Annotated in this window: 24 protein-coding genes; 16 read left to right on the top strand and 8 right to left on the bottom strand. The window is 46.7% G+C overall.

What is annotated here, in order from left to right; genetic code table 11:
* Nucleotides 1-43: 43 nt before the first annotated feature.
* Nucleotides 44-361, bottom strand: coding sequence for an ATP-dependent Clp protease adapter ClpS (clpS, locus tag J3U76_RS13425; protein ID WP_208006481.1), 318 nt, complete (start codon nt 359-361; stop codon nt 44-46).
* Between the two features lie 324 nt (nt 362-685).
* On the opposite strand from clpS, the gene cspD reads away from it, so the two are divergent.
* Nucleotides 686-895 carry a cold shock domain-containing protein CspD gene (cspD, locus tag J3U76_RS13420; protein WP_208006512.1) on the top strand — a complete coding sequence of 70 codons (210 nt, stop codon included), beginning with the start codon at nt 686-688 and terminating at the stop codon, nt 893-895.
* Nucleotides 896-942: 47 nt separating this feature from the next.
* Here the strand turns inward: cspD and J3U76_RS13415 are convergent, their stop codons facing one another.
* A complete protein-coding gene (locus J3U76_RS13415; RefSeq protein ID WP_208006480.1) occupies nt 943-1545 on the bottom strand; it encodes a YqaA family protein in 603 nt (200 codons plus the stop codon).
* A 112-nt stretch (nt 1546-1657) separates the two neighbouring features.
* Between J3U76_RS13415 and glnD the strand changes: the two genes are divergently transcribed.
* Nucleotides 1658-4282, top strand: a complete 2625-nt coding sequence (gene glnD, locus J3U76_RS13410) for a bifunctional uridylyltransferase/uridylyl-removing protein GlnD (RefSeq protein ID WP_208006479.1) — start codon at nt 1658-1660, stop codon at nt 4280-4282.
* Between the two features lie 550 nt (nt 4283-4832).
* Nucleotides 4833-6209 (top strand): ATP-dependent RNA helicase DbpA, encoded by a 1377-nt coding sequence (dbpA, locus tag J3U76_RS13405; protein WP_208006478.1) that lies wholly within the window; start codon nt 4833-4835, stop codon nt 6207-6209.
* 343 nt (nt 6210-6552) lie between these two features.
* On the opposite strand, the gene J3U76_RS13400 is transcribed toward dbpA, so the two are convergent.
* Both J3U76_RS13400 and J3U76_RS13395 read right to left on the bottom strand, forming a co-directional pair.
* On the bottom strand, nt 6553-6822 hold the full coding sequence (locus J3U76_RS13400) for a DUF3081 family protein (protein WP_208006477.1): 270 nt from the start codon (nt 6820-6822) through the stop codon (nt 6553-6555).
* A 33-nt stretch (nt 6823-6855) separates the two neighbouring features.
* Nucleotides 6856-8778: an SLC13 family permease gene (locus J3U76_RS13395; RefSeq protein WP_243454265.1), complete on the bottom strand. Its 1923-nt coding sequence runs from the start codon at nt 8776-8778 to the stop codon at nt 6856-6858.
* Between J3U76_RS13395 and J3U76_RS13390 the strand changes: the two genes are divergently transcribed.
* The 3 genes from J3U76_RS13390 to J3U76_RS13380 all read left to right on the top strand — a co-directional run bounded on the left by J3U76_RS13390 (nt 8777) and on the right by J3U76_RS13380 (nt 11236).
* The gene (locus J3U76_RS13390) at nt 8777-8965 is read left to right on the top strand and encodes a hypothetical protein (RefSeq protein ID WP_208006476.1); all 189 of its coding nucleotides are present in this window, start codon (nt 8777-8779) and stop codon (nt 8963-8965) included. The two genes, J3U76_RS13395 and J3U76_RS13390, sit on opposite strands and share 2 nt — an antisense overlap.
* Before the next feature lie 116 nt (nt 8966-9081).
* Nucleotides 9082-9921 carry a CvfB family protein gene (locus tag J3U76_RS13385; protein WP_208006475.1) on the top strand — a complete coding sequence of 280 codons (840 nt, stop codon included), beginning with the start codon at nt 9082-9084 and terminating at the stop codon, nt 9919-9921.
* A gap of 328 nt (nt 9922-10249) precedes the next feature.
* Complete coding sequence (locus J3U76_RS13380; RefSeq protein ID WP_208006474.1) at nt 10250-11236, top strand: diaminopimelate dehydrogenase; 987 nt, start codon at nt 10250-10252, stop codon at nt 11234-11236.
* A 219-nt stretch (nt 11237-11455) separates the two neighbouring features.
* On the opposite strand, the gene J3U76_RS13375 is transcribed toward J3U76_RS13380, so the two are convergent.
* The 3 genes from J3U76_RS13375 to J3U76_RS13365 are packed head-to-tail and all read right to left on the bottom strand — an operon-like array spanning nt 11456 to nt 12983.
* Nucleotides 11456-11896 carry a flavodoxin gene (locus J3U76_RS13375; RefSeq protein ID WP_208006473.1) on the bottom strand — a complete coding sequence of 147 codons (441 nt, stop codon included), beginning with the start codon at nt 11894-11896 and terminating at the stop codon, nt 11456-11458.
* A 2-nt stretch (nt 11897-11898) separates the two neighbouring features.
* Complete coding sequence (truC, locus tag J3U76_RS13370) at nt 11899-12651, bottom strand: tRNA pseudouridine(65) synthase TruC (protein WP_208006472.1); 753 nt, start codon at nt 12649-12651, stop codon at nt 11899-11901.
* Nucleotides 12648-12983, bottom strand: coding sequence for a YqcC family protein (locus tag J3U76_RS13365; RefSeq protein ID WP_208006471.1), 336 nt, complete (start codon nt 12981-12983; stop codon nt 12648-12650). Before J3U76_RS13365 ends, truC begins: the two co-directional genes overlap by 4 nt.
* Before the next feature lie 86 nt (nt 12984-13069).
* Between J3U76_RS13365 and J3U76_RS13360 the strand changes: the two genes are divergently transcribed.
* The 5 genes from J3U76_RS13360 (at nt 13070) to J3U76_RS13340 (ending at nt 15904) form a co-directional block, all read left to right on the top strand.
* On the top strand, nt 13070-14104 hold the full coding sequence (locus tag J3U76_RS13360) for a DUF3549 family protein (protein WP_208006470.1): 1035 nt from the start codon (nt 13070-13072) through the stop codon (nt 14102-14104).
* Nucleotides 14104-14403 (top strand): DUF3301 domain-containing protein, encoded by a 300-nt coding sequence (locus J3U76_RS13355; RefSeq protein ID WP_208006469.1) that lies wholly within the window; start codon nt 14104-14106, stop codon nt 14401-14403. Before J3U76_RS13360 ends, J3U76_RS13355 begins: the two co-directional genes overlap by 1 nt.
* A gap of 139 nt (nt 14404-14542) precedes the next feature.
* A complete protein-coding gene (locus J3U76_RS13350; RefSeq protein ID WP_481130287.1) occupies nt 14543-14773 on the top strand; it encodes a DUF2789 domain-containing protein in 231 nt (76 codons plus the stop codon).
* A gap of 13 nt (nt 14774-14786) precedes the next feature.
* Nucleotides 14787-15131, top strand: a complete 345-nt coding sequence (locus J3U76_RS13345) for a hypothetical protein (RefSeq protein ID WP_208006468.1) — start codon at nt 14787-14789, stop codon at nt 15129-15131.
* Nucleotides 15131-15904 carry a Zn-ribbon-containing protein gene (locus tag J3U76_RS13340; protein ID WP_208006467.1) on the top strand — a complete coding sequence of 258 codons (774 nt, stop codon included), beginning with the start codon at nt 15131-15133 and terminating at the stop codon, nt 15902-15904. Before J3U76_RS13345 ends, J3U76_RS13340 begins: the two co-directional genes overlap by 1 nt.
* A 651-nt stretch (nt 15905-16555) precedes the next feature.
* On the opposite strand, the gene syd is transcribed toward J3U76_RS13340, so the two are convergent.
* The gene (gene syd, locus J3U76_RS13335) at nt 16556-17086 is read right to left on the bottom strand and encodes a SecY-interacting protein (protein ID WP_208006466.1); all 531 of its coding nucleotides are present in this window, start codon (nt 17084-17086) and stop codon (nt 16556-16558) included.
* A gap of 68 nt (nt 17087-17154) precedes the next feature.
* Here syd and queF point away from each other — a divergent pair, with 68 nt between their 5' ends.
* The 5 genes from queF (at nt 17155) to xni (ending at nt 24236) form a co-directional block, all read left to right on the top strand.
* The gene (gene queF, locus J3U76_RS13330; protein WP_208006465.1) at nt 17155-18015 is read left to right on the top strand and encodes an NADPH-dependent 7-cyano-7-deazaguanine reductase QueF; all 861 of its coding nucleotides are present in this window, start codon (nt 17155-17157) and stop codon (nt 18013-18015) included.
* A 343-nt stretch (nt 18016-18358) separates the two neighbouring features.
* Nucleotides 18359-20512 (top strand): nucleotidyl cyclase domain-containing protein, encoded by a 2154-nt coding sequence (locus J3U76_RS13325; protein WP_243454264.1) that lies wholly within the window; start codon nt 18359-18361, stop codon nt 20510-20512.
* 33 nt (nt 20513-20545) lie between these two features.
* Nucleotides 20546-22054, top strand: a complete 1509-nt coding sequence (locus J3U76_RS13320; protein ID WP_208006463.1) for a GGDEF domain-containing protein — start codon at nt 20546-20548, stop codon at nt 22052-22054.
* 29 nt (nt 22055-22083) lie between these two features.
* A complete protein-coding gene (ppnN, locus tag J3U76_RS13315; protein ID WP_208006462.1) occupies nt 22084-23442 on the top strand; it encodes a nucleotide 5'-monophosphate nucleosidase PpnN in 1359 nt (452 codons plus the stop codon).
* 8 nt (nt 23443-23450) lie between these two features.
* Nucleotides 23451-24236, top strand: a complete 786-nt coding sequence (xni, locus tag J3U76_RS13310) for a flap endonuclease Xni (protein WP_208006509.1) — start codon at nt 23451-23453, stop codon at nt 24234-24236.
* Nucleotides 24237-24258: the final 22 nt, after the last annotated feature.

Here is a 24258-nt window from a genome sequence, read left to right as displayed (position 1 = left end):
CCTCCCCTAAAAACTTCGGTGTCCCGTTGCGGCGGGTCTTAACTTATGCTTGCTCCATACTACATAATAGCGGGTGCTCATGTAGTCGAGCATAGTTATTTACTTGTGCAACCTTAGTTTCTGCAATTTCTGCAGTAAACAGGCCGCAAATTCCTTTACCTTGGTAATGTACAGCCATCATCACCTGTGATGCTGTGTCCTCGTCCATAGCAAAAAAGGTTTGTAACACCTCCACTACAAAGTCCATGGGGGTATAATCGTCATTATTCAAGATAACCTTGTACATAGGAGGCGGTTGCAGCGCAATTTTTTCCACCTCTTTTAACTGCTCACCATCAAGATGCTGTTCTTGGTTACTCATACACCTACTCTAAGTCACTGTTCCTGATCTCGCTACATCTAGCCGTCTCTTTTTCGACTTCTGTGCGCCTTATCTTTTTATCTTGTGTTGTTACTGTGCTAACACTAAGGATATCAGGATAGCGCTCATGTGTCCTACCTCTAACCCTACCCCCTACAGCGGTGCTGTCAATACTGTAGTACCTTTGCTGGCCTGACAAAAACAAAGGCTTGACTCATTTCTTTGTTTAATTAAAGTAGAGGATTAATATAAATAATAGTCTGGGTGTCTAAACGGATAAAGTAAGACTATTTAATATGTTCGACAATAAGGGATAAGTAAGTGATGATAACCGGTACGGTGAAGTGGTTTAATAATGCTAAGGGATTTGGCTTTATCTGCCCACAAGAAGGTGGAGACGATGTTTTTGCACATTTTTCTACCATTGAGATGGACGGATATAAAACCTTGAAAGCGGGCCAGTTAGTACGTTATAAAATTGAGCAAGGCCCGAAAGGCCACCATGCTATAAGTATTAGTCCCATAGCCGAATAATAATATTAACAATATCAGGCTATGCTCATAAAGGCGCACTCGCGCCTTTATTTAGTTAACCACCAATATAAGCCATACCCCAGCACAGCAATGAATAACAGACTACCACTAAGGCGTTTACCGTAGCGTTTAAATAACGACAGCGCTTGCTGACCAAACAAGGCAACTAACATAGCCAACCCAAAATAACGAATACCGCGGGCCAAAGTGGTGGCCACTATATACCCGACTATGGGATACTGAGTTGCGCCAGCAGCCAACATAGCAACCTGAAAAGGTACAGGCGTGATCCCCACCACCACAATTGCCATAAAACCTTGTTCCGCTAAGGTTTGTTTAAATTCAGCAAAAGCCTGCTCTGCCCCCAAGGTCGCCAATGCACTCTGACCTAGGCTGTCAAATAACCAAGCTCCTACCCCATAGCCAACTAAAGCACCACATAAACATCCCGCCAAGGCAACTAACGCTAATAACCAGCGTCGCTTAGGCTGTAATAGTAATAAAGGAATTAAAATTAACTCTAATGGAATAGGTACTATGATGGCCTCTAAAAATGAAGCAACAAACAATGCCGGTAATAAATATCCAGAGTCCATCGCCCGTAATGCCCAAGGCGGCAATGCACGCCTTTGCTGTTCAACATCTGCCATCATGTATCCCTAGTTCGTCAAAAAGAAAGATTAGCCCATTAAACCAAGGGTTAGCCAACAGACCAAGTTATGCTAACGTAGTGCAAGTTTAAATGAGTAGGATATAAAGTCTATGCATGCCAGCTTGCTTGCCCCCGCCCAATTTGATCCCGCCGATCTCACCTTATCTCAATGCAAAGAAATATTAACACGGCTACAACACTGGCTAGAACAACGCTTTAAAGCCGGCGACGATATTATGGAGCTGGTCGCTATCCGCTCCCAACATATGGATCAGCTATTAACCGGCTTATGGCACCACTTTGGTCTGGCTGACGACCCGCAACTGGCGTTGGTGGCGGTGGGCGGCTATGGCCGGGGCGAGCTACACCCCTACTCTGATATCGACTTATTAATTTTATATAATGGCTCGCCACACACGGCCATTAATGAGCGCATCAGTCATTTTATTACCCAACTCTGGGACTTACGGTTAGAGGTCGGCCACAGTGTGCGCTGTGTTGAAGAGTGCATTGCACAAGGTCAGCAAGATCTCACCATTGCCACCAACCTGATTGAAGCACGCCTGATCACCGGTTGTTATCACACCTTTGCCAAGCTGACACAGGCCACCGAGCCCGACACTTTTTGGCCCAGCCAAGCATTTTTTGAGGCTAAACGAGACGAACAACACCAGCGTCACCAACACTATCAAGACACCAGCTATAAGCTGGAGCCGGATATCAAAAATAGTCCAGGAGGCTTGCGAGATATTCAAACCATTAGCTGGGTCACACGCCGTCACTTTGGTGCTACCACCTTGCATGAAATGGTCAGCCACGACTTTTTAAGCCAGGATGAATACTTAGAGTTATTGGATTGCCAAAACTTTTTATGGAAACTGCGCTTTGCCCTGCACATGGCGATTCATAAACCCGATAACCGCCTGCTATTTGACCGGCAACGCGCCGTGGCCACCGCCTTAGGCTTTGCCGGTGAAGGTAACGAGCCGATAGAGCAAATGATGAAACGGTTTTATCAAACCGTACGCCGCGTGGCTGAGCTTAACGAAATGCTATTACAGTTATTTGACGAGGCTATTTTGGGTCATATCGCTATGGATGTGACTACACTAACGCCTGAGTTTCGGCTGCGCGGCACCTTAATTGACGCCATAAAACCCAATCTTTTTATTGAACAACCCGCCGCTATTTTACGCTTGTTTTATCAAATTGCCGCGCACCCTCATATTACTGGCATTTATTCGAGCACACTGCGTGAGCTAAGGGACGCCAGGCGCGTATTACCCGGCTTTTTATGTGAACGCGCCGACTGTAGACAGGTTTTTATGATGCTAATGCGCCATCATCACGGTTGTGGCTTAGCGCTGACCTTAATGCATCGCTACGGCATTATTGCCGCCTACCTTCCTCAGTGGAGTAAAATTGTCGGGCAAATGCAATTTGATATGTTTCACGCCTATCCGGTAGATGAACATACCCATCGTTTATTAAAAAATATTTATCGTTTTAATCAGCTTGAGGCACAACGCAACCACCCATTGTGCTTTGATATTTGTAGCCGAATGCGTAAACCCGAACTGTTAAATATCGCCGCCCTCTTTCATGATATCGCCAAAGGCCGAGGCGGCGATCATTCTGAACTCGGGGCTGAAGACGCGCTGGCTTTTTGTGAGCTACACCAGCTTGATACGTCTGATGCCCGCTTAGTGTCTTGGCTAGTGCGCCAGCACTTATTAATGTCGGTAACGGCTCAACGGCGTGATATTTATGATCCTGAAGTGATCAGTGAATTTGCCTCGCAAGTACGGGATGAATCACGCCTTGATTTACTCTACACCCTCACCGTTGCCGATATTTGCGCCACTAACGATAATCTTTGGAATGACTGGAAAGGCAGCTTGTTGCGCGAACTGTATTTTTCAACGCAAAAGGCGCTACGCCGCGGCCTAGAAAACCCACCGGACTTACGGTTACGGGTACGAGAAAATCAACGCCAAGCCCGACAAATTTTAACCCGACTCGACACCACAGAAGAGCAAATAAAACCATTATGGTCGCGCTTTACCGCCGATTATTTTTTGCGCCATACCCCAGAGCAAATTGCCTGGCACAGTCGTCACATTATGGCCCACGGTAATAACAGCGCCCCTTTAGTACAAATTAGCCAGCAACCAGGGCGCGGTGGGAGTGAACTATTTATTTATTGCCCAGACTCCCCCAACTTGTTTGGTCGTGTGGCAGCCGCCTTAGATCAAAAAAACCTCAATATTCACGACGCCCAAATTATGACGTCTAAAGATGGCTATGCCCTCGATACCTTTATTGTGCTTGAGCCCGACGGCCAGCCGGTAAGTGGCGACCGACTAGGGGATTTATGCGAACGCTTAAGTGAAGTGCTTACCCACACAGCACCACCTAAAATTCGCATTCGTCCACCTTCACGGCGCCATCGTGAGTTTAGTGTGACCACGCAAGTCAACTTTATGAATCCATCTCGTGCCACTAAACGCACCTTAGTAGAGCTAGTTGCCCTTGATACCCCGGGCTTATTGGCACGGGTGGGGAATATTTTTAGTCAATTAAAGCTTAACTTGCATGCGGCAAAAATCACCACAGTGGGCGAGCGAGTAGAAGACTTTTTTAGCCTAACCAATCAACAAAATCAGCCCTTAACCGAGCAAGAGCAAGAACAATTACGCGAAAAAGTCATTGCAGAGTTAAGTGTGGAAACTTAATTAACTTTATCAGCTCAATTTTTTATGATTAACAATTTTTATAATACCAATCTAAGTAAAAATGTGACCTAATTTGAAGCTGGATACCTTCCTTGAAGCACTGAGCTGCCTGCCAACCCCATTCACAGACGGCTTCGCGGCATAAGGAGGATAAAGGGAGCTACTCCACCGACCATCACATGACAGGGCCGAAAAATGCTCCTGCTATTTCGGCACTCCCACCATCCATGGCGGTCGGATGTCATGTGCTGAAGCCAGAGGGGGCGAGTTTACTCGCCGTGACGAGCAGTATCAGCTTAACCGAACATCCAGTGAATGTTCGCAGTAGGCTGATAATGTGAGTTTCATTAGCCCTGCAGCGTGTCGGTGGAGTAGACCCTTTGTTCGACTTTTTATATAAACAAAAGTAGCTCAGTTATTTTTCCAGATAGGTATAAGTAACAACATCCATAATTAAAACGAACGCCAAGCGCTATGCTTGGCGCTTTTCTGCTATAATGTACCCACGCCATAACGGCACCCTTCTTATTTTAACATCAAGAGTTTTTCCGTGACCCATACCGAATTTTCTACCCTGCCTCTGGCCCCTGCGCTGATCGCAAATTTAACCAGCCTTGAGTACACCCACATGACTCCTATTCAAGCTCAAAGCCTGCCTTTGATGCTAGAAGGTAAAGATGTCATTGCTCAGGCTAACACCGGCAGCGGCAAAACCGTGGCATTTGGTTTGGCCTTGTTAGCCAACCTTGATGTTAACCGTTTAGCAGTGCAAACCATGGTGTTGTGCCCAACCCGTGAGCTGGCTGATCAAGTGGCCCGAGAATTGCGCAAGCTGGCCCGTGCCATGGCTAACGTAAAGCTAGTGGTACTGTGCGGAGGCTCACCTACTGCTGCCCAAACGGCGTCTCTTGAATTTGGTGCTCACATTGTGGTGGGTACGCCTGGGCGTATGCTAAAGCACTTACAACAAGGCAGCTTAGTATTAGACGACCTGAACACTCTGGTATTAGATGAAGCTGATCGCATGTTGGATATGGGCTTTGCCGATGATATCGAACTGGTGGTCGACTATGCGCCTAAGCCTCGCCAAACATTACTGTTTTCGGCCACTTACCCCGAAGGTATTGCCGGCCTTAGCCGAGGTATGCAGCATCAACCCGAGCGCGTTTTTGTCGCCGACGAGCAGCGAGCCGACACCATAGTACAATTGTTATTTGAAGTGGCACCCCACTTGCGCAAGCAAGCACTGGCCACCTTGTTAGGTCACTATGCCCCTGCCTCAGCCGTGGTATTTTGTAATACTAAGCGTGCTTGCCAAGAAGTGGCAGATCACTTAACGGAGCTGGGCTTTTCTGCACTCGCCTTAAATGGCGACCTTGAACAGCGCGAGCGCGATCAAGTACTTATTCGCTTCGCCAACGGCAGCGCCAATATTTTAGTGGCCACAGACGTGGCAGCCCGAGGGCTCGACATTAAAGAGCTAGCGGCGGTTATCAATTACGATATCACTCAAGATCCCGAAACTCACGTGCATCGCGTTGGCCGTACCGGTCGTGCAGGTCAACAAGGGCTGGCATTAAGCCTTTATAGCCCCCAAGAGGCCTATCGGGTAAGCATGATTGAAGAATATCAGCGTGCGCCTATCGTTCAAGGATCCTTGGCCGAGCTGAATGAGAACATAGCCCCCATTCAAACTGATATGGTTACGTTAAACATTGCCGGCGGTCGTAAAAGTAAAATTCGCGCCGGCGATATTTTAGGCGCCCTCACCGGCAGTGCCGGCATTAAAGGCAGCGAAGTGGGTAAAATTGATATTTCAGAAATGCAGTCTTACGTGGCCGTACACAAAGACGTTGCCAAAAAAGCGCTTAAGCACTTACAACAAGGCAAGATAAAAGGCCGCGCCGTACGAGTACGAATGATTTAAATAAACACAACGCCCAGCGCCCGGCGCCCCTTCGGGGAGCTGTCAGCGGTAAGCTTTCAGCTGTCAGTTAACGAAAAAACCTTTCTGCTTCGCAGAATCCACAGCTAAAGCGTGGAACTACAGAAAATCCAGATCTTGGGTCATTGCGAATCCAGGAATGTAAAGCAGGGAGCGGTGATGAGGGATTCGTGATTAGAACACCGCGCTTTTCTGTCAGTTACTATTCCCTATTCACCTATCCCTTGTCCTCTGTTAAATGGATTGCCGCGTCGCTACGCTCCTCGCAATGACGGCCCTTCTATTCCCTAATCACCAATCCCTAGTCCCTAATCACCTGATTAAGCTATTCGCGATCGTTGTAGTGGCGATGGATATAGTCAATTTTATCCATAAACTGCGTTTTTAACTTTTCACTGCTGTAGTCAAACTCATAACTTTGGTGAAAGTTAAGCTGCAAAGTGACGCCGCTGCCGGATAACACTACGGTATAACCATCAAAGTCACTGCTGGCAATAATGCCATCTAAGCGGTGGCCTTCTTGATAAGGCTCGCCAAAGCGACGAATTTTATCAAAAACTTCTAATACCACCATATTGTCTAATTCGTTCTGCATATTTGACTCCTAGCATTACATCACATCAATACATCACAAAGGCCAAACCCAGAGTAACATGGGGATAGTCACCAAGATCACCAAAATATCTAACGGTAGCCCGAGTCGCCAATAATCGCCAAAGCGAAAGCCGCCGGGGCCTAATATCAGTGTATTATTCTGATGACCAATGGGGGTTAAAAACGCACAAGAGCCGCCAATGGCCACCGCCATTAAAAAGGGATCTATGCTCACGCCTAGCTGATTAGCAGTACCAATCGCAATCGGGCACATAACAGCGGCGGTAGCGGCATTGTTCATTAAATCTGACAGGTTCATGGTGACCACTAAAATCAGCACCAAGGCAATAGTGGCATGCCCCTGAGCAATGCCGTTTAATAGCAAATTGGCGATAAGCTCAGCCGTACCAGTGGACTCCATCGCTTGTGCCACTGGGATTAAGGCACCGAGCAAGACAATTACAGGCCAGTCGATAGCGCCATATACAGAGCGTGGGGGTACGGTGCGCACCACCATCGACATTAACACCCCAGCGGCAAACGACACAGCCGCAGGTAATAAACCAAGGGCCGCTGCCCCCACCGACACCGCCATGATCACAGTGGCCAACAAGGCCATGCGTTTATTCGGGATCCGCAGCTCGCGCTCGGCTAAGGGGACACAGCCAGTGCTAGAGGCAAATTCCGCAATGGCTTCTGGCCCTCCTTGCATCATTAATAAGTCACCGGCTCGAAAAGCTTGAGCTCGTAGCCGTTTAGAAGAGCGCTTACCTTGTCGAGAAAGCGCCAGTAAATTAACCCCATAACGGGTTCTTAGCTGAATGCCAGCGGCGGTACGCCCCAGTAACCCAGAACTTGGCAAGATAACCAGCTCCATCAATACCACTTCATCAAACGAGTCTGTATTATCATCTGATTTATCGGTTTTTTCGGCTTTTTTTACTTGAGCCGTTTCATTCGCTTTGCTGGGGTGGCGCTTTTCTTTAGCGCCCTCTTTGCTTTTGTTGCTGTCTTTACTCTTCTCACCCTCTTTGGCTTTTTCTTTCTCTTTTTCATCGCGGGTGGTTTTGGCTTCTTCTAGTTTTAATCCTAAGCTGGTTAAGGCACTCGATAAGGTTTCAGCTTCCGCCTCCAGCATTAAAATATCTCCAGCGCGGGTCCGTCGCCGAGGGCTGGGCGGGGTCACCCTAACCTCATTGCGTACCAAGCCCAATACTTGTGCATCTGCCTCTACTAATGCTTTCTCTATATCGCCCAGTGTCATGCCTTCGGCCTTACAGCCTTCTGGCACCCGCGCCTCAGTAATATAGGCGCCCGAATCAAAACGATCCGTCCCCGATTGCTTGCGCCCAGGCACTAAGCGCCAGCCAATTAATACCACAAAGCTTACACCCACCGCAGCCACCACAAACCCCACGGGCGTAAAATCAAACATGCCAAACATGCCCTCGCCACTGGCTTGGCGAAAACTGGATACAATTAAGTTAGGCGGCGTACCAATTAGGGTACTCATGCCACCTAATATGGTGCCAAACGACAAAGGCATCAGGACTTTACCGGTCGCAATTTGCTTACGGCGCGCCATTTGTACCGCCACCGGCATCAGTAATGCCAAGGCACCCACATTATTCATAAAAGCAGATAACAAAGCGCCCAATGCCGTTAAGGCGGCAATGGATAAAGTGATGCCCCCATTAGCAGGAATTAACTTGCGGGTTAATACATCCACCGCCCCCGAGCTTTGTAAGCCTTTACTTAGCACTAATACACAAGCCACGGTAACCACGGCGGGATGACTAAAGCCATCAAAGGCAATATCAGCCGGCACCAATCCGGTCAATATACACGCTAATAAGGCGCCTGCGGCTACCATATCGTGGCGCCAGCGCCCCCACAGAAACATCAGCACTGTGCTTAGCAAAATAATAACAATGGTGATTTGTTCTGAGTTCATCATGGCCAACATGCTCCCTATAGCCAAGGTGGGTCAGTTAATGTCTGAATGCCATCAACCCCAGCTCATTCGCTCACCTTTATATGATCACTTTGGCGAGTGTAGCAGTATTTTCAATAACAAAAATACTAAAAAAGTCAGTTACGCCTATCGCATCACACTGGTTAATCAGTTGAATTTAAAAGATTAACTTTTTATTACTATCACTTTTATTTCGCTGGAGCTCGGTAACGAAAGCCTGTTGCTGCTGTAGCCTTTATGGCACGCTCGGGCTAAAATCGTATTTTTGTAACTCTGGTAATACTCATGATCAAGCTTGGCGATAATAATACCCTTCCCCTTTTACGATTAGACGACAAAGGCGGCTGGTTAGATGCCGGAGAATATGGCGACGCCTTTTTACCGCGTCGCCAGTTACCAAGCCATTGTCAGCCAGGCGATGAGATACCGGTTTTTATTTACCTCGACTCAGACCAAGAGCCGGTGATCACCACAGACACCCCTAAAGCAAAAGTTCATCAGTTTGCAGCGCTTAAAGTCGTCACCGCCAACCGCTTAGGTGCCTTTCTTGATTGGGGAATGAAAAAAGATATTTTTGTGCCCGAACGCAACCAAGCTAAACCCATGGAAGCAGGTCGTCATTATGTGGTTCATCTTTACCTTGATCACGAAGGGCGCATGGTGGCCAGCAGTAAGTTAGATCGCTTTTTAAGCAGAGAGTTGCCTCGCTATCGAGCCGGAGACGAAGTCGACTTGCTGGTGGCCGAGCATACCCAGTTAGGTTTTAAAGCCGTGGTTGATGGGCAATATTGGGGGTTATTATTTCGCTCAGACATTTCAGGCCGCGTGCCTATGGGTCTGCAAACCAAAGGCTATGTGAAGCGTGTGCGTGACGACGGAAAAATAGATCTAACACTCTTTAAACCCGGCCCTGGCAAAATAGACGATGCCGCACAAGCCGTGCTCGATAAACTCGTGCGCGCTGGTGGCAGCATGCAGGTGAATGATAAAACCGACCCCGATACCATTTTTCGCATGTTTGGCATCAGTAAAGGTACCTTTAAAAAAGCCATTGGCGGCTTATATAAGCAGGGGCATATCGTAATTGAGGCTGGGGGCATTCGCAGCACGGACAAGCCTAAGTAATCGCAAAAAGTAAAGCTTGCTCGCATCAACCGCCTATTTACTAAGCAAAAATAGCCATTTTTTTATTAAAATATTGTCACCCGTCACGAGTTTCGTGGATCCCAAGACAAAAATGGTTTAAGTTAATTGGCCGTTACAAATGCAGCCGATAGGCCAAGACGCGCAGTTTTCGTACTGTTCCCGTTTATTTAGCAATGGAAATGTAACTAGCTGCGCATCGTTGCCTGATATTCATCGAGTTCACTCTGCATTTGTAGCATTTGTCACTGACGCAAATACATACGAATGCTGACTGGTTCGCCAGTACAGCTCAACAAAAGGCATACTGATGACACAAATAAGAATCGCCATTGCCGGCTACGGCAACCTGGGTCGCGGCACAGAAGCTGCTATTAAGAAGAGCCCAGACATGCGTTTAGTAGGCGTATTTAGCCGCCGAGATCCGGCCAGCGTCTCACTAATCGATAGCACAGTTCCAGTCTATTCAATGGATGATATTGAACAGTATCAAAATGACATTGACGTACTGATCTTGTGTGGCGGCTCTAAGTCCGACTTGCCAGAGCAAGGCCCTTATCTAGCTAGCCTGTTCAATATTGTCGACAGCTTTGACACTCACGCTAAAATTCCTGAGTACTTTAGTGCCCTTGATACTCCGGCACAAAAAGCAGGCAAGCTGGCCTTATTATCGGTGGGCTGGGATCCGGGCTTATTTTCATTAAACCGCCTGTTTGGCGAAGCCATTTTGCCCCAAGGCGAAACCTATACCTTTTGGGGTAAAGGTCTAAGCCAAGGTCACTCTGACGCTGTACGCCGTATTGAAGGTGTAAAATCGGGCGTGCAATATACCTTGCCATCAGAATCTGCCATGGCACGAGTGCGCAATGGTGAGCTTCCACAGTTAGAAACTCGTGAAAAGCACACCCGCGAGTGCTTTATTGTATTAGCCGACGGTGCCGATGCCGATACAGTGCGCAACACCATAGTCACCATGCCTGATTACTTTGCAGACTACGACACCACAGTTAACTTTATTGATCAGCAAACCTTTGAAGCCGAGCACAGCAGCATGCCCCACGGTGGCTTTGTGATCCGCAGCGGCGAAAGCGGCGCTGATAACACCAGTCAAGTACTGGAGTTTTCTCTTAAGCTTGGCAGTAACCCAGAGTTTACCGCCAGCGTACTAGTGGCTTACGCCCGCGCCGTACACAAGCTAACCCAAAATGGCGAAACCGGTGCCAGAACCGTGTTTGACATAGCCCCAGGCTTATTGTCACCTAAAACCCCGGCACAACTGCGCAAAGAAATGCTTTAAAACATAGCTTAAAGCTGTCAGCCGTAAGATAAAAATAGAAAAGCACCGAACCTAAAGGTTCGGTGCTTTTTTAATATTTAAGTCGGCTCTAGCTCAACCGCAATACGGCATGTCTTTCACTTTACAATAGAAAAGTCTTGTTCAGATCTTATCTCTATTTTTCCGTGGGTTCCGTTGCAAAAGTATTTTACCTTTAAGCTTGGTGCTGGGCGCTATTTTTTAAATTTTATCCATCCAGCCGGTTAGCCAGGCTAATGCTGGCTCTTCAGGATCCATCGTTTCACTGGCATCCACTTGTAACTCATCAGTCACCGCCACCGCCTGTAACTCATCCAGCTGGGCTTTTAACAAAGCACCCGCGCCACAATAATGATCGTAACTGCTATCACCTAAGGTCACTTGTGCATAACGTAACTCAGGCATAGGCGGACAGGTTTCCCGTAACTCTTCAAATAAGGGTAATAAATTAGGCGGCAATTCCCCCTGCCCAGTGGTAGAGGTGACCCATAACCAAAAATGGCTAGTATCTAAATCAGCCAGCTCCGCTTCTTCGTGTAACTCCACCTGATGCCCAGCACTCACCAGCGCTTCTTCTAAGGTTTCAGCGACTAAAAATGCTGAGCCATAAACCGTGCCTACTATAATATCAACAGCTGCCATACTCACTCCTTAACAATATTGTGCTTTACCGCTATCTGCGACCAATTAAACTCTGTCATTATATGTTGCCAGTCGGCATCTAAGTTTGCATTAAGCTGTAAAGGTGCTTGGGTGACGGGATGCATAAATGATAACTGATTCGCATGCAACATCATGCGATGGCAGTCATATTGTTCACGAAAAAATCGATTATGTCGGCCATCACCGTGGCTGGTGTCTCCCACTATAGGGTGAAACAAATGCGCCATATGTCGGCGTAATTGATGTTTGCGTCCCGTTTCTGGCACTAAGGTCACCAAACTATAGCGACTGGTAGCATGCTTTTTTGACACCGCAAACGGCAACTCAATGTTAGCCTCACTCTGCCAATGGGTAACGGCCTCTTGTGCCGGTTTATCTTTATCGGCAAACTTATCAGCAATGGCGTCGGGTTGAAAACTCAGCGCATAATCGACTGTGCCTTGCGCCGGCATAAAACCGCGCACCACGGCTAAGTATTGCTTATCAACCTGATGATCCGTAAAAGCCTCGGTGAGGCTGCGGGCCACCGCTGAACTTTTGGCAAATAATAATACCCCAGACGTGGGCCTATCTAATCGGTGCACCGGAAACACATGACACCCCACGGCATCGCGAGTCAGCTGCATGGCAAAGCGGGTTTCTCCTTTATCTAGCCAACTGCGATGCACTAATAAGCCTGCGTCTTTATTAATGGCCACCAAGTGTTCATCTTCATAAATAATGTCAACACTCATGCCTCACGCACCACAGGCAGCCCCGATAAGCATTCATCCAATTGCGCAATGGCTTCTTCTAGCGCCTGCGTATTTTCAGCCACCGACTTAAAGCTTTCAGTGGCCATAGGGTAAACAGAAATTTGCTGAGGTAGCGGCGCACCGCTCTCTAGCATGGCCTGTAAGCGGGCAATTAACACAAACTGCAACCATTGGGCAAAAGTGAGGGTATCAATACAAAACGGCTGGCTACTGGATAAGGCCGCCGCACTGGGCGGCTCTGTTTGCCACCAAGATAACGCCTTTAATTCATCGACAATTGCAGACAAGCAGCGCTGTGCATCAGCTGACATAGGTTGACTCCTTTAAAACAGGCGGCAAGTATACCATCTTGAGCCATGACTCCCTATAATCAGCCCCAGTGCAATAGGAGTAATAGATGCAAATAGATACCTTAAGTGAATTTTTAGCGCAGGCGGGCACAGAGTTTCGCCTGTACGATCTGGGCCGTCGCCTACAACCGCTGTCTAATGACGACTTTGCCGCCATAGAAGCCAATCAAAGACCCTACCCTTGGCCATTGCAGCACCATGCCTGGTTAGCAGTGTGCTATTGGCAATCACAAGGGCAAGCGCAGCCTTATGTGTGGTTTCTTAAATTACCCCTAGATGAGCGTGGTTTATTTAATAATGGCGCCGTTAAGCACTTTTTAGCCGCCCTAGTAGAACAACTTGGCCAAGATGTAAGCGCCGAGCTCAGTGATGAACAACAGCAACGCTTAGCACAAACGCCCTTCACTTTTCAGCCGTCACCCGACAAGCTAGCCGCCTTTCATGCTCGCTTAGGCTTGTCGCTAAACTTGCCAGCCTCCGCCTTTTTTAATGGTGTGTGCGAGTACCTTCAAGATCCCAAACAACAAGACTGGCAACAATTGGGCTTACAAGGCATTGCTGATCTTGCTGCGCGTTTGCATCAAAATACCGAATTAAGCCAATTACTGGCATCGCAATTGCTAACCCTGCCCACTCAGGTAAAAGATGCCCTACTCACTCAATGTGAGCATCAGCCATTACCCGAGCCGCTAACTCATCTTTTATTAAATGCCATAAATAGCGAGCTCGAACACGCAGCGCCCAACCAAGAGCGTATTGCTCAATTATTGCGTGCCACCGCAGGCAGCCCAAAATGCGCTGAGCGCCAGCAAAAAGTGGCTAGCTTATTAGCACTCAACCCCAGTCAGCCAGTGATGTTGAGCCTAGCGGCCAGATTATGGCAAGACCTCGCAGATGAAACCGTCTTAATCACTTATTTAGCGCAATTAGCCGAACTGCATAGTGAGCTGTTTAATGGGTTATTTGCCGAATTAGTGTCGATACCGGCATTACGCCCGCTTATTTTAGGCAACTTGCATAATAACGACTTACCCCCTCACCTAAAGCGTGCGCTAGGCAGCTTATTTACCGGCGTCAGATAATGGTCGAGTTACTTGGGATACTTGCCCTGTGTGCACTGGGTGCCGGTTATTGGCAAATTCGCCGCCAGAGTGAATTTGCTCGCCACTGGTTAGAGCGTTATTGCCGCCAGCAACAATTTCAATTATTAAGCGTGTATCGGTATCGCTATCAATGGCAAAAAGGCCGCCTCATCGCCCAATTTCGCTTTGAGTTTAGCCACGATGGCCTGCAACAAGATGAGGGAAAATTATGGTTACAGCAATTAACCGTATTAGATGTTTGTATTCCTGTGTTGCGAGAGTCACCCAGTATGCATTAAGGTAAAACCTTGTTAACCTTATTTTAAGGTGGTGCCTTTTTACAGAACGCTAAGCAATATAGTCATTAACTATTCTTAAAGTCAGTCTGTAAAAAAGTAGGCCTTACCTCTTTTATTTATCGCTTAAGGAGAAATTAATATGATGGAGCCCACACATCACCCATTTCACCATTTATTTGAACAGTTAGGGCTAGACGCCAGCAATGAAGCAATTAAAGACTTTATTGCCACTCATCAGCTTCCTGCTAATGTCGAACTCATAGAAGCGCCCTTTTGGAGTGAAGCCCAAGCCAACTTTTTAGAAGAAGGCTTGCAAGAAGACTCTGATTGGGCAGAAGTTATCGACCAACTCAACACCAGTCTAAGATAAGGCCAACGCTGTAATGCCTGAGCAAGCCATTATTAATGCCATTCATAGCCTAGCAAGCGAAGGCAAACCCATTAGCACGGCCACCGTAAAAGCGCGGCTAGATAGCTCGGTCAGTTTAACGACACTCTTGGCAGTTATCAGCCGCTATAAACAAAATCCACAAAACCTACCCTTGCAGACAGACACCGCTAAAGAGGCGAAATCGGCATCAAAAGAGGCAGCCGAGCGCGCCCTTATTGAGCGTATTATTGCCCTAGAGCACAAAGTTGCTCGCTTAGAGCACAAAGTTGCTCGCTTAGAGCAGCAACAAGCGCAAGCCGAGTTATCAAGCACAACTAAACAGGAGCCACACACCTAATGTGGGTATGCGAACTGCATTTTGACTGCTACCAAGACACCTCGCTGGCTCAAACTGAGCCCGCTATTCGCCAATTTATTGATGCACTTAGACACAATGGCCAAATTGTCGGCCGAGAATTTCCCACCGCCATGCATGCAGGCTGGTTAGTCTGTCGCGTGGTTTGCCCAGAGCAAGACAGTTTGCACCCCAGGCATTATAGTCGCCTGGTACAAATCGCCATCACCCAGCTCCATCAAGCTGGGCTCACCAGCCCAAAGACGACCGTAAAAGGCCAAGATCTTAATTCAGACACCACGGATGAGTGCACTACGCGAGAGTGGCAGTTGTTGTATACCACCTACTTGCACTCTTGCTCGCCCTTACGCTGTGGCGAGCATTTTTCGCCAGTGCCTTTGTATCAAACCCCGGCCATTGCCAATGGCGACTTTAAAAAAATACTAAAGTGGCAAGAAGATTGGGAAGCTTGTGATCAACTGCAAATGAACGGCTCTATTCTTGAACACGGCGCCGTAGAAGAAATCAGCAATCATAACAGTCGCTTAAGTCGACGAGGGCGAGAGCTGTGCAAGCGTATTGAAGCGCTAACTCACACTGCAACTTATTATTATTTATATCGAGTAGGTGGCGAGAGTTTAGCCACAGAGCAGCACCGCCCCTGCCCCAGTTGCGGGCAGCCTTGGCATGTGAGTGAGCCTATACACGGTATTTTTGACTTTAAATGCGAGCCCTGTCGTTTAGTCTCTAATTTATCTTGGGATTTTAAAGAGTAGCCCCTTCGGGGAGCCGTCAGCTATAAGCTGTCAGTTAAATCAAAATAAAGCTATACGTCTAACGCTGACCGCTTTACGTTAAAGAAAACACCGGTTTGGCCTTTTCGTATAGCGTTTAGCGTAAAGCGTACAGCTGTTTAAAGACAGCGCCGAGCGCCCGGCGCCTAGCACCAAGCTTAAAAACAACCCATTTTCTTTACCTGAAAGCTGATAGCTGATAGCTGATAGCTGAACTTATCGCTTTACGTTAAAGAAAACACTGGTTTTGTTCTTTCGTACCGCATAGAGAAAGCCGGAAGCTCAGAGCTGGAAGCGGTAAACTAAACAAAAACACTGCGGCATTTTTATTTTTGTTTTTACTTCCGGCTTCTAGCTTCAAGCTTATTACTGTCTGTGCAATGGATTGCCGCGTCGTTGCACTCCTCGCAATGACCCAAGAGCAATGTTAAATGTTGGATTTTGAATGTTGAATTAACCGACAAACACTTAACATTTCTTTTGCCCTTACGCTGTCATTGCGAGGCACGAAGCAATCCATTTTTTTACCTGAAAGCTGATAGCTGATAGCTGATAGCTGAACTTATCGCTTTACGTTAAAGAAAACACCGGTTTGGCCTTTTCGTATGGCGTATGGCGTATCGCGTATGGTATTCAACAAGGCTCTAATTGTTGTAAAAACGTGGCTAAATTGGGGGCTAATACCCCGATAGAGCCTTTGCCTAAGCGCTCTAATTGCACTTCTCCGGTGGCATTATTAAGGGTAACCAGCTTTTGATCGTCTTTACAGGTAGCTAAAAACCAGCTGGCGGCTAGTTTTAGTTTTTTCATCATTAGTTGATGCGCAATTTGGTTTTGCTGTAAACGTTCAAAGTCTTGTTCGTTCCAAGGCTGTAACAAGGTTAAAAACAATCCTTTAAAACATGCCTCTATATTGCCGGCATAGTAATGCCCAAATAAGGCACTGATATCTGCATGTACCGGCATCTCAAGCGCATGGGCCACATTATCAAAGTCACCCGGCTCGGGGCGCTGCCAAGCTTGCCAACCGACAGTACCTGCTTGTGCGGGTAATAACTCCGCAGGAGATGAAAATGTCTCGTCATGCTCAACCAAGGGCACACCCCGCATCCGTAACTGACGGGCAAACAACTCAGCCAGCGCTATCTCTACTTGATCTTGCATACTAAAGTCTCACAATAAGGCTAGGATCTATCGACCCAAACTCCACATTCTATCAACTGGACCTTGAAATGACACCAGAGCAAAAATACCAAGCCAGCAATGCGCTAGACTCTTTATCGCTGGGTAAACAAAGTAGTTATGTTAGTGAATACGACGCCAGTCAGCTACAGTCGGTGCCTCGTCATTTAAACCGAGATGAATGGGAGCTCAACGCCGACGATTTACCCTTTGCCGGTGAAGACTTATGGAACCTGTATGAATTATCTTGGTTAAATAATAAAGGCAAGCCCAGAGTCGCGATGGGAGAAGTCAGGGTGGCGGCCACCAGCCAACACTTAATTGAATCTAAGTCATTTAAGCTCTATTTAAACAGTTTTAACCAAAGTCGTTTCGACAGTATTGACGAAGTAGAAGCCATACTAAAACACGATTTAAGCTTATGTGCCCAAGGTACGGTTAAAGTAAAACTCTTTGAATTAAACGCCGCCCCTAACCAATTTGGCATTTTACCAGGAGACTGCATAGACGGGCAGGATATTAGCATTGATCACTATCAGCCCATTCCTGACCTCTTAAGCAAGGCAACACAGGGCAACGAAGCGGACATAGTGACTGAAACTCTGCATTCACATTTACTTAAATCTAACTGCTTAGTCACTGGGCAACCCGATTGGGGCAGCGTGATGATCCGCTATCAAGGGCCACGCATTCATCGTGATATATTACTGCGTTATGTGGTGTCTTTTCGCCAACACAATGAATTTCATGAACAATGTGTAGAGCGTATTTTTATGGATATTATGCAGCACTGCCTGCCTAAAGAGCTGACCGTTTACGCACGCTACACACGCCGTGGCGGATTAGACATTAACCCCTACCGTAGCAATGTCGCCGGTAAAGCCGCTAACGTTCGCCTACAGCGACAGTAACAGCCCTTCGGGTAGCGGTAAGCCGTCAGCTATAAACGGTCAGTTAAAAAACTCAAACCTGCCGAATCAATAGGCCTCAACAAAAGACGGCACTGAGTTTTTACGTGCGGCGTATCGCGTAAGGCGTATGACTGTTTTTTATCTTAACTGACCGCTGAAAGCTGCGTAAGCAGGTCTTCATTAAAGCAACACTTATGATAAACTGGTACGTCATTCACATATTACACCGGTATTTGTTATTGTGATCTTGTCTGTCGCCGTTTTGGTCTCACACTTGGCGGGCGCGCCTGTGCTCTCACCATACCAACCCGAGCCCGTTGAACTCCAACGGGCTCATCAGCTTATGCTGAGTCGACCCAGTGAATGCACAGCCCTCACTCAATTCTTTTTACAGCGCAAACAAATTGACCCCGCACAGTTGATCAACCCACGACAAGATTTTGACCATCAAAAAATGGCCAAACAATATCGTACCCGCGAACAAAGCCAAGCTGCATGGCAACTCCAAGCTTTATGCCAAGCGAACGAAGGAGTTATATTAGCTGCCGATGCCAGTATTAACCGCGCCATTGCACTGGCAGAGGAATATCGGCAAACGGACATGCTCACCACCAGCTTGCTTATTAAAGCCAAGCTGGCACTGGCACAACAGCAAACCCAGTCTGCCAAGCAGCTGCTAGATACGGCAGCCAAACAGGTTACCGAACAAAGTCAAAATAAGGTGCAAGATGCGCTGGCACTGCTACAAGCCAGCACCTTATTACATCAGCATAGAGTAGATGATGCTCGCTTAGCATTCGAACAAATTAGAGTGCAAGCCCAAGAAAATAACCACCCCGCGCAACAGGCATGGGCTAATTATTTATTAGCTGAGTATTACCAACTGCTACAACAAGATGAACTGGCCCTCTCTCACTATGTTGAAACACTCAATTTATTGAGCCAACACCAACAATATTACCTTAAGGCCATGGCCGCAGAGAAAGCCGCTAATATTAATGCAACGCTCGGCGCCGGTGAGCAAGCCATTCATTATGCTAATTTAGCAGCTAGTCAATTTGAACTATTAGGCAACCCCAACTTATTAATAAGCTCACTGCTCAATTTAGGACAAGTTACCCGCACCAGTCGTGACGCAAGCTTAGCGCTGGTCTACTTTTTTAACGCCCTAGATTTAGCAAAAAACCTAGCCGATAGCGAGCATATAGCCCAGCTGTATTTAGAAATAGGTCATAGCTATCGGGTGTTAAATATCAATCCAGAAGCACTGCATTATTTATCGTTGGCCCATACTCGCTTTGAGCGTAGTAATAATGTATTGCGAAAAATTGATACTCAATTACAGCTTGGCCAACTGTATATGACCCAACAGAAAAATAAATTGGCTCTCGCACAATTTAAGCAAGCATTAACGCTGGCAGAAACACAGCAAAATACCCCTCGCTTAATTGAGTCTCACCGGTTATTAGCGCAATTATTTGAGCTGAGTGATAATGCCACTCAAGCATTAATACACCACAAGGCTTATCACAAATATTATGCGAAAGTAAGCCGAATCAATCGCTTGCTAACGCAAAGCTTAGTGCAAGACAGTGATAAACAACTGCAGCAAGAAAGAGAAATGGCGCAGCTTCGCCAAGTAAATGAACAAACACAGCAAGAAAAAAAGCGCGTTAGCTTTTTTGCGACTGGGCTTGCTCTACTCGCGCCCTTATTGCTTTATGGCTGGTGGCATAATTATGCTCGTCGTCGCCGTTTACAAAACAAGAATCGCGAACTACAAAGTTCACTCTTACTAGAGCAAAGAACAGGGCTGCCGAATTGGCGGCAGCTTATGCAGCTGCTTCCTAAAGAGATGGCTAAAAGCCAACTTCGCTCAGAACAATGGTATTTAGATGAAGGTCAAGCACGGCCATTCAACGATAAGACCTATTACCTGATGCTACACGTTCCCTTTATGGCCGATCTTAATGAACGTTTAGGCTTGATGCATGCATCTGTGCTACAAAAGCAACTGGGGATGCATCTAAAAAACCGCATTCACCCTCAAGCTCAGCTATATGACTTACGAGAAGGACAGTTCATTTATGTTATTTCACAGCGTCAAGTCAATTCACTACAAGATATTATTACTAGCTTAGAGCAGATGTTTGCTGAGTTTTCCAGCCCATTTAAATTGGATCAGCGCTTAGCTATTGGTATTATCGGTCATCCATTTTTACCTAAAAGCCCTCACGCGCTTGATGATATGCGTTTGGGTGATATTTTATACTTGGCCATGGCTGCTGCACATCAGATTTCTAGTCAAACCGGAGACCGAGCTTGGGTGGAGCTAGTGGCAGTAGACTGCCAACAGGCCGCTTTTTTTAATGGTGATATACGCCATTGCTGTATAGAAGCTATTTTAAAAGGGCTAGTTAAAGTAAATAGCTCTCATAAAAAACAACACATAGACTGGCATACGTTGGCTCCAGACAAAATTATGTCGATATCATAAACAGCTTGCCTGCCTAGACCGCGATGGTGAAAAATGATTAATTTTGACAACAAGCAGATGTTAAAAGAACTGGCCTCCGTAATTAACCAACTCGAAACGGTACAAACGGAGTTACAGCAGCCTAGTGCGCTCTCGGCTCCCGCACCAACGGTCGTTAGACTAGCCAGCCAGTGGCACAAAATGGTCACGGGCGACCAAGCATCTTCTGTTGCAACACAGCCAGAGCAACAGGCACAGTTATCTAATGCATTAGCGCAACAACTTGACCGGTTGCGCAACAGCCATGGTCGTTTAGAACAACTGCAACATGATAACCAACAAAAATTGCAGCAAGCTTCAGCACTGCTACTCGAGTCTGGTTTTAGCCCCCCACAAGCCAATGAAGCTTTGTTGGCTTGGAGCTCAGGAGCCGCCAGTCATCAAAATCAGTTGATACAACTACTTGATTACTACCAAGTTGCACTTACTAATAGCATGGCAAGCAACATTGCCCAACAAGATGAGCGACAAAAAAACCAGCACAAACTCTGCTCCCGCTTACTGCAATTAATTGATGACTTACACTTTTCAGGTCCCATTGCGACAGAACTTGCTAGGTTACGCGAACAACTACAGCAAGAAGTGGATCCTGATGTACTTCCTCATATTTGTATCCAGCTTATTGATCTCACCATTGAAGGTTGCCGGTTTGAGCGTAGAAACTCGACCCTTTTTTTAGCGAACCTAAATGAGCACTTAGAAGAAGTGCACCGGCACTTTTCCATTACCTGTAGTGAAGGACAATCGCTATTTGAAGCTCGCACCCACCACGGTAATCATATAGCCGGTGAACTCAGAGCCATAGGCGAACATTTATTTAACCAAACGAATGACCAACTAAAAGCGGACATTCACCTGCGCATGCGCAGTATTAACCATATTTTATCTCAAAGTGAACGATTACAGGAGCGCGAACAAACGCTACTTAAACGTATGGGTGAGATGGATAAACAGCTTCAAACACTAAAACAAGAAGCGGAACAATATAAACAGCAACTCAATGCACAAAATGATAAGCTCTTTATAGACAGTTTAACCCAAGTGCATAATAGAGCCGGAATGGATCAGCGGCTTGATATTGAATATAGACAGTGGCGACGTTACGAAAAACCACTATGCATGGTGTTACTTGATATTGACCACTTCAAGGAAATTAACGACGAATATGGCCACTTAGCAGGCGATAAGGCACTACGCTTAATTGCTCGCACCCTGAAAAAATCGTTAAGAGAAACTGATTTTATCGCTCGCTTTGGCGGTGAAGAGTTCATTATTCTCCTTAATGGCATCAGTCAAGAAGACTTAGATAAGCCATTACAAAAGTTACGAGAAAAAGTGAAAAGCATTCCTTTTAGATTCAAAACAAACTCCGTGACCATCACCGTCTCTTTAGGGGCCACCCTGTTTAAAACAGGCGATAGCATTCATTCGGCCATAGAGCGAGCAGACCAAGCCTTGTATCGCGCCAAACATGCAGGCCGAGATCAGCTAGTCATAGACTAACCTCTTCACAATCTTTCACGGGAGTGATTATGATCACCCATATTAATCCAGTTGGCAGCATGAACTTACTGTCACAAGTTGAAGTTGACAATCTTAAACAATCGGCCTCGGGTGCCCTTTATCAGCTGTTTCGCAACTGCGCATTGGCAGTGCTTAACTCAGGCAGCCAAACCGATAACTCTAAAGAAATACTCGACCGTTATACCGACTTTGATATTAACGTTATCCGTCGTGAGCGTGGTGTAAAGCTAGAGTTATTTAACCCACCCGGTCATGCCTTTGTTGATGGCGAAATTATTCGCGGTATTCAAGATCACCTTTTTTCAGTGCTGCGTGATATTATTTATGTAAACAGTAAATTACAGAATAATAGCCAATTCAATCACGACTCAACCGAACACCTAACCGACTTTGTTTTTTCTATTTTGCGCAATGCCAATACCGTACACCCAGGTGCTGAGCCAAACTTAGCCGTCTGTTGGGGTGGACATTCTATTTCAGCATCTGAGTACCAATATACCCGTGAAGTAGGCAATGAGTTAGGCCTAAGAGATATGAATATCTGTACCGGCTGTGGCCCCGGTGCCATGGAAGGCCCCATGAAAGGCGCCGCTGTGGGTCATGCCAAACAAAGAGCAAGCGGCAGCCGTTATATTGGGTTAACCGAACCCTCTATTATTGCCGCCGAGCCGCCTAACCCCATCGTTAATGAGCTGGTCATTTTACCCGATATCGAAAAACGCCTTGAAGCCTTTGTGCGCATTGGCCACGGCATTATTGTGTTTCCGGGAGGCGTCGGCACCGCAGAAGAAATTCTCTATATTCTCGGCATCATGATGCACCCAGAAAATCGCAACCAACCCATGCCTATTATTTTAACGGGCCCACCTGAAAGTGCCGATTACTTTCGCAGCATGGATGAGTTTATTGGCAATACGCTAGGCCCAGATGCACAAGCACTGTATCAAATTATTATTGATGAACCGGCTGAAGTGGCAAGACGTATCAAAAATGCCATGCCATTGGTACGTGATTATCGCAAATCGGTTGGCGATGCCTACTCATTTAACTGGTCGTTACATATAGAGCCTGAGTTTCAACAGCCCTTTATTCCGAATCACGAGAATATGGCCAGCCTAAATTTAAACCGCAATCAACCGCCACAGCAACTTGCGGCTAACTTGCGCCGCGCTTTTTCAGGCATAGTGGCCGGTAACGTAAAAGAAGGTGGCATTAAAGCCATTGCCGAAAAAGGGCCCTTTGTATTAGACGGCGATCCCGACATTATGCGCATGATGGACAAACTATTACACCAGTTTGTTGAACAAGCGCGCATGAAGTTGCCAGGGACGACCTATGTGCCTTGCTATCGTATTCAAGGTCAATAAGACATCTCATAATGCAACTCCTTATAATTGATGCGCTTAACCTTATTCGCCGGCTTTATGCGGTACAAGAACAGCGTAATTCAACCGAACAAGCAGTATTGGTTGCTACCAGTGCTGCTGTTACACAAGCGGCCAAACGTTTGTTGCATCAATTTAAGCCAACCCATGTGGTGGCGGTTTTTGATGGCGCCCCCATTGGATTTCGCCATCATCTGTACCCTGATTATAAAGCGGGTCGCAAGCCTATGCCCACGGCACTGGCTGAGTATCTTCCACAGTTGCAACAAGACTTATGGATGTTAGGCATAGACGCATTATTATCTGATACCGATGAAGCCGACGACTTAATTGCCACTTTAGCCGCGACCCTAAGTCGCCATGGTAAATCCAGCGTAATAATGTCGACCGATCAAGGTTTTTGCCAATTACTTAACCCCCATATTCAACTGTGGGATCATTTTAATCAAACAGCTTTAACTGCTCCTTTAGCACAACAAAAATTTGGCTTACAGGTACACCAGCTTGTTGACTATTGGGCACTTACCGGTGTGTCTGGCAGTCACATTAAAGGCGTTCCTAGCATAGGGCCTAAACGTGCTAAATCTCTACTCACACGTTGGCACTCCCTTGATCAATTACTGGCCGCTAACAGTCAAGATAAGGCTGAGCAGGTCGTCATCAGCCACAAAGAAAACGCCCTGCTTGCTCGGCAATTAGTAAAGCTAGTTGATGATATTGAGCTCGGTTTTAACTTACAAGATATCCGCCATCACAGTTTGAGCAACCGCTCATAGCATCCTTTGTCGCAAAGTGCTA

Origin of the sequence: Oceanisphaera pacifica, assembly GCF_017498065.1 — a bacterium.
In the GTDB taxonomy this organism is placed as follows: domain Bacteria; phylum Pseudomonadota; class Gammaproteobacteria; order Enterobacterales; family Aeromonadaceae; genus Oceanimonas; species Oceanimonas pacifica.
Note: the sequence above shows the minus strand (reverse complement) of the source record. Positions and strands in the feature narration are given on the sequence as shown.